Origin of the sequence: Nocardia sp. NPDC058518, from assembly GCF_042719655.1 — a bacterium.
In the GTDB taxonomy this organism is placed as follows: Bacteria; Actinomycetota; Actinomycetes; order Mycobacteriales; family Mycobacteriaceae; genus Nocardia.
In genome coordinates this window covers 399,940-405,939 of record NZ_JBHXNJ010000004.1, presented here as the reverse complement: position 1 = coordinate 405,939, position 6,000 = coordinate 399,940, and the positions used below count along the sequence as shown (strand labels likewise).

Annotated in this window: 5 protein-coding genes; 3 read left to right on the top strand and 2 right to left on the bottom strand. The window is 65.5% G+C overall.

The features are described from left to right. Positions 1 to 183: 183 nt before the first annotated feature. Together ACFWPX_RS10855 and ACFWPX_RS10850 are read left to right on the top strand one after the other, a co-directional pair. On the top strand, positions 184 to 1,152 hold the full coding sequence (locus tag ACFWPX_RS10855) for a glycosyltransferase family 2 protein (protein ID WP_378920123.1): 969 nt from the start codon (positions 184 to 186) through the stop codon (positions 1,150 to 1,152). Then, a complete protein-coding gene (locus tag ACFWPX_RS10850; RefSeq protein WP_378927204.1) occupies positions 1,149 to 2,672 on the top strand; it encodes a DUF2142 domain-containing protein in 1,524 nt (507 codons plus the stop codon). Before ACFWPX_RS10855 ends, ACFWPX_RS10850 begins: the two co-directional genes overlap by 4 nt. A 21-nt stretch (positions 2,673 to 2,693) precedes the next feature. On the opposite strand, the gene rfbB is transcribed toward ACFWPX_RS10850, so the two are convergent. After that, positions 2,694 to 3,695, bottom strand: coding sequence for a dTDP-glucose 4,6-dehydratase (gene rfbB, locus ACFWPX_RS10845; RefSeq protein WP_378842837.1), 1,002 nt, complete (start codon positions 3,693 to 3,695; stop codon positions 2,694 to 2,696). Positions 3,696 to 4,020: 325 nt separating this feature from the next. Between rfbB and ACFWPX_RS10840 the strand changes: the two genes are divergently transcribed. Then, positions 4,021 to 4,719, top strand: a complete 699-nt coding sequence (locus tag ACFWPX_RS10840; RefSeq protein WP_378927202.1) for a hypothetical protein — start codon at positions 4,021 to 4,023, stop codon at positions 4,717 to 4,719. Positions 4,720 to 4,839: 120 nt separating this feature from the next. Here ACFWPX_RS10840 and ACFWPX_RS10835 read toward each other — a convergent pair whose 3' ends face one another. Next, the gene (locus tag ACFWPX_RS10835; protein WP_378927201.1) at positions 4,840 to 5,886 is read right to left on the bottom strand and encodes an alpha/beta hydrolase; all 1,047 of its coding nucleotides are present in this window, start codon (positions 5,884 to 5,886) and stop codon (positions 4,840 to 4,842) included. Between the last annotated feature and the right edge of the window lie 114 nt (positions 5,887 to 6,000).

Genomic DNA, 6,000 nt, shown 5'->3' with positions numbered 1-6,000 from the left:
TCGTCTGGTTTGCGTTTGGTTGTTTTGTTCTGACCTTTCTTTCTTTGTTCACTCTAAAACTAACAACAGAGCCCCCCAACCCCCGCGGGCCCCTCAGGGCCGCGGACACGCGGGCGCCAGCCCGCCAATAATGCTGTAGCCTCCCGGTGTCCCACTGCTGCCTAACTCCGAGGATTGACCCGGGTGGACTCCACCGAGCTTCGCATTGCCGCCGTGGTCCCCTGCCACAATGAAGAGGCCGCGGTCGCCAAGGTCGTCGCCGACCTCAAAGCCGCCGTGCCGGGGATCGTCGTCTACGTCTACGACAACCTGAGCACCGACCGCACCGCCGAATGTGCCCGCGAGGCCGGGGCGATCGTGCGCTACGAGAACACCAAGGGCAAGGGCAATGTCGTGCGCCGCGCCTTCGCCGATATCGAGGCCGACGTCTATCTGATGATCGACGGCGACGATACCTACGAGGCGTCGGCCGCTCCGCTGATGATCAAGACGCTGCTCGAGGGCCCCTACGACCACATTCTCGGCGTGCGCAAGCAGGACGACGCCGATGCCAGCGCCTACCGCAGCGGTCACGAGACCGGCAACAAGGTGCTCAACGGCGTGGTCGGCAAGGTCTTCGGCGAGAACGTCGAAGACATGCTGAGCGGATTCCGGGTGTTCTCGCGCCGGTTCGTGAAGAGCTTCCCCGCCGTGTCGCGGGAATTCGAGATCGAGACCGAGCTGACCGTGCATTCGCTGCACCTGCGCGTTCCGCAGACCTCGGTGTCCGTCGGTTTCCGTGACCGCCCCGCGGGCAGCGAATCCAAGCTGCGCACCTACCGCGACGGCACCAAGATCCTCGCGCTGATCCTCGGCCTTGCCCGCCACGAACGCCCCGTCGCGTTCTACGGCCTCTTCGGCACCCTGGCCTGGCTGATCTCGGTCATCCTGACCGTGCCGATCGTGATCGAGTTCTACAACACCCACGCGGTGCCGCGGTTCCCGACGCTGTTCCTTGCCTTCACACTGCTGCTGCTCGGCAGCCTCGCCTGGACCGCGGGCCTGATCCTCGACGGCATCCGCCGCTCGCGTCATGAGACGGCGCGACTGGTCTACCTGCGTTATTCGGCCGCCGGAGTGAGCGAGGACGTCGCGGCCGGAGAGCGTCGGTGACCACTTCCACCGAGCCGCAGACCACTGTCGAACTCAGCAAGACCCCCGCACGTAAAGATCGAGCGTTGGCGCCGGTGCGCACGCTGACCCAGCGGTTCGGCGCCGCGACGGTCGCGTTCGCGCTGATCGCGACCGTGTTCGGTGCCGTGTTCGCCGTGCTCACCCCCGCCTTCTGGGGCCACGACGAGATCACCCAGTTCGGCCGCGCCTACCAGGTCGCGCACGGCGGGGTGTTCCCGCAGCGCATCGTCGACGATCGCGGTGTGGCCTACGGCGGGCAGATTCCGGTCAGCGTCGACACGCTGATGGGCTACGCGTTCCGCGACTACAACGACAATCCCGACGAGCCCGACGCGATGGTGGCCGACCCCGGCGCCTACGACCGGCTCGGCTCGGCCGAGGTCTCCTCGGCGACGCGGCAGATGTGGTTCACCAACACGGCCGCCTACTCGCCGGTGCCGTATGTGCCCGCGGCCGTTGGTATCCGGCTGGGCGAGGCGCTCGGCCTCGATGTGGGTGGCATGTATTTGCTGTCCCGGTTCGCCGGGCTGGTGGCCTATCTGGCGGTTGTCGGATTCGGGCTCTACGCGCTGCGCGAGCGGCGTAGCCAGTGGCTGGTATTCACCGTCGCGGTGCTGCCGATCGCACTGTTCCAGGCGGGCACCGTCACCGCGGACACGCTCACCAACGCACTCGCCATCATGGTCTCGGCGCTGCTGCTGAAAGCGCTGTTCGTCGGAGATCGATTGCGCCCGGTGGAAACCGCCGCGCTGCTCGCCGCGACGATCGCGCTGCCGCTGAGTAAGCCGACCTATGTGCTGCTGGCGATGCTCGTTGTGGTGGTGCCGGCCGACCGCCTCGGTTTCGCCGGAAAGCTGAAATTCCTCCCGTGGGCATTCGCGGTGACGGGCGGAGTACTTTTTCTCGCCTGGACGAAGATCGCGGCGCCCACCGGCGAGGGCATGGGCCTGATGCGCCCACCGCACCAGTGGGGTCAGGTGCGCCCCGGCGATCAGCTGAAGGGAATCCTCAGCGACCCGGTGCAATTCGTGCACGTCTTCGGCGAGAGCATCGCGCTGCGCGATCATCGCTGGTTCAACCAGTTCTTCGGTGAACTCGGTTTCGCGTATGTGGACGTGCCCGCGATTTCGATGCTGGCGTGCCTGCTCGCCTTCGCGGTGAGTTTCGGCATCATCGACCGAATGAGCACTGCCACAGCCACTTTCCGCCGCACGCTGATCGTGGCACTGACGGTGCTCGCGAGTGTGGCGATGATCTACGTGACGCTGTACATGTCGTTCACGCCGGTCGATTTCTATCTCATCGACGGTGTGCAGGGCCGGTATTTCGTGCCGCTGGCGATCATGGGACTGGCCGTACTCGCCCGGATCGTGCCGCTGCGGCTGACGAATTCCGAGGGCGTAATTCCGACGCGCGGGACGGCGATCACTATCGCTTGCGCGTCTACCTTCGCGTTGATCGCCACCGCGGCAACGTATTACACCGTCGTCTGGGGATAATTCCCCAGACGACGGCGGGGATTACAGCGTCTTTTCGCCCGCGGCCGCGTAGGCGCGTTCGGTATCGGCCTTTTTCGGTCGCCACCAGTTCTCGTTGTCGCGGTACCAGGCGACGGTGTCGGCCAGGCCGGCACGGAAGTCGGCGTAGCGCGGTGACCAGCCCAGTTCCTCGCGCAGCAGGCTCGCATCGATGGCGTAGCGCTGGTCGTGGCCGGGACGGTCCGTCACGTGATCGAAGTCGGTGGGCTCGCGATCGAAAGCTTGCAGGATGAGCTGGACGACGGTCAGGTTATCGAGCTCGCCCTGCGCGCCGATGAGATAGGTCTGGCCGGTGCGGCCGCGCTCGAGAATGTCCCAGACCGCGCGATTGTGGTCGTCGACGTGAATCCAGTCGCGCACCTGATGGCCTGCGCCGTACAGACGCGGGCGCACACCGTCGATCAGATTGGTGATCTGGCGGGGGATGAATTTCTCCACATGCTGATACGGGCCGTAATTGTTCGAGCAGTTCGACAGGGTGGCGCGGACCCCGAAAGACCTGGTCCAGGCACGTACCAGCATGTCGCTGCCCGCTTTGGTCGCCGAATACGGGCTCGACGGGTTGTAGGCGGTGGATTCGGTGAAACCCGGCTCGTCGGGGGTGAGATCGCCGTACACCTCGTCGGTGGAGACGTGGTGGTAGCGCACATCGTGGCGGCGCACCGCTTGCAGCAGCGAGTAGGTGCCGACGATATTGGTCTGCACGAACGGCCATGGCTCGGCCAGGGAGTTGTCATTGTGGGATTCGGCCGCGAAATGCACGACCGCGTCCACCCCGCTGACCAGGTTGTCGACCAGATCGAGATCGGCGATATCGCCGTGCACGAATTCGATCCGGTCCGCGACCGGATCCAGCGATGCCCGGTTGCCCGCGTAAGTGAGCGCGTCGAGCACGGTCACTTGGACATCCGGGCGCGTGGCCACGGTCTGCTGGACGAAATTTGCACCGATGAACCCGGCCCCGCCGGTTACGAGCACTCGCACGCGGTCAACGATACGTGCATTCGGTGAGCCTTCAGAACGAAAGTGCCGCCGTTATGCGTTGCTGGAACGTCACTGACCTGTGACTCGGCATATATTTACACAGTGATCTCCATCACATTACCTGCAGGTAGGTTAAGACTCAGAGTTGGTTTTCCTGAGAAAAACCCCGGTCAACGCTCAGGTTTCTATCAGCGCACTGGCATCGGAGTATCAATGGTGAACAAAACTTGAACTAACAGTCACAGCAGGTTCACCTCTGGTTAGCTGCGGGAGCTTTTGATCTACGAGTCCCCTCCGCACGCTCCAAACTTGAGGTTCAACAAAAATGCTGATGAGGAAATTCGCCGCCACCTCGGCGCTGCTGATCGCTGCCATGGGCGTCACCGCCGGCACCGTCAACGCCGCGCCGGTCGAAGAGGCCGCCCCGATCAACTACACCGCCGAGGTTGTCGACGGTTCCAAGTCCGTCATCACCACCGACGCGGGCACGCTCGTCGCCGAAGACGGCCTGTTCAAGATCAAGGCCCCCAACGGCATCACCGTTGCCTCGACCGCCCTGACCTACCAGCTCGACGACTACCAGCTGCCGATCGCGGCCGAGATCTCGGGCAACACCGCCACGCTGACCCCCGTGGTCGACCCGGCCAAGGCCGTCTACAAGCCCGTCGCCCTGCCCTACGAGAACGTGGCGCCGTGGAAGACCGAGTACGAGCGTGAGCAGGCCGCCTGGAGCCGTCTGACCTCCACCATCTCCATGGGCGCCACTGTCGGCACCCTGGTCGGTGGCCTCACCGGTGCAGCCATCGGCTGCGTCGCCGGTGCGATCGCGGGCACCGTTGTGACCGCTGCGCTGGCCACCCTGTTCGGCGCGGGCCCGGTCGTGGCTTGCATCGCCGGTGCGGGCGCTGTCGGCTTCATCGGTGTGCTGATCGGCCAGATCTTCATCACCGGCCCGGTCGCGCTCGCCGCTGCCGTGCAGTACTTCACCACGATCAACCAGCCCTTCACCCCCCCGGCCAAGTAATTTCGCCGTAGGACAGAAGGAAAGCGGCCCCGGCCCGGAGAAATCCGAGCTGGGGCCGCTTCTTTCGTGTCGGAGGGTGGCTCGGTCGGCCGACCGTGATCAGGACCGCCCGAGCCGTTCTCAGGCCGTACGGGCGCGCTGGGCCGGTTCCACCGCGGCGCGAACGAATTTCGCCACCCGGCCGAGCGCCGAACGACTCTCCGGCATGCTCGGCAGGATGCTCATGAACGCGTGCACCTGCCCACGCCACAGCTCCAGGCTGTTGGGCACGCCCGCCGCGGTGAGGCGATGGACCATCAGTTCACAGTCGTAGCGCAGCAGTTCGTCCTCGGCGGCGATGAGCAGGACCGGGGGCAGCCCGCCCAGATCGGCATTGACCGGCGACAGCGCGGGATCGAGCGGACCTTCGTGCTCGGCACCGAGCCGCACGACCGCCTCCAGACCCGAGAGCGGGATATAAGCATCCCGGCTGACGTTCACATACCCCTGCTTCGCCCGATAGTCCAGATCGAGCAGCGGACTCAGCCCGACGAGGCCGGCAGGCAGCGGCAGACCGATATCCCGAGCCCGCAGCGCGGTCGCGAAGGTAAGGAACCCACCTGCCGAATCACCGGCGAACACGATGCGCGACGGATCGGCGCCGTGGCGCAGCAGCCAGCGGTAGGCGAGCACACAGTCGTCGATCGAGGTGTCGATCGATTCACCGGGCAGCTGCCGGTATTCGACATTGAGGACGGGCAGCCCGGTGCGCCTGGCCAGCCCGGCCACCACCGCGCGGTGCGTCTGCAATCCGCAGACCGCGAATCCGCCACCGTGCATGTACAACACCGCGCCGTGGCGCAGCGCGCGTGAGCCGCCCGCGGGCCGCACCATCTCCATCCGGAACCCGCCGAGCTGGATCTGCTCGCGTTCGATGCCGTGCGGTTCGGGCCGCAGCCGCGACAGCAGGTCGACCGCGACGGCGCCGACCGGAATGGTGGCCCGGTTGATGGGCACGGTGCGCAGCAGCGGTCCGATCAGGCCGAGGCAGGCGCCCATCAGGACACGGGAGGAGGTGCTGGTCCGGCCGGAGTTGACGACTATGCTCGGCTCCGGACTACTCGAGGTGCTGATCGGTGCCACGGGCGCGAGCCCACCCATCACGCCGGTGATCTTCGTGGTTACCATCGCGCACCTACCTCACAGCTGGCGCGTCGACCCCTGACCGGCGTAAACCCCCGGATCGGATGTCGGCGCTGACATCTAACACAGTGATGTTTCACACATCGACGCTCACATAAT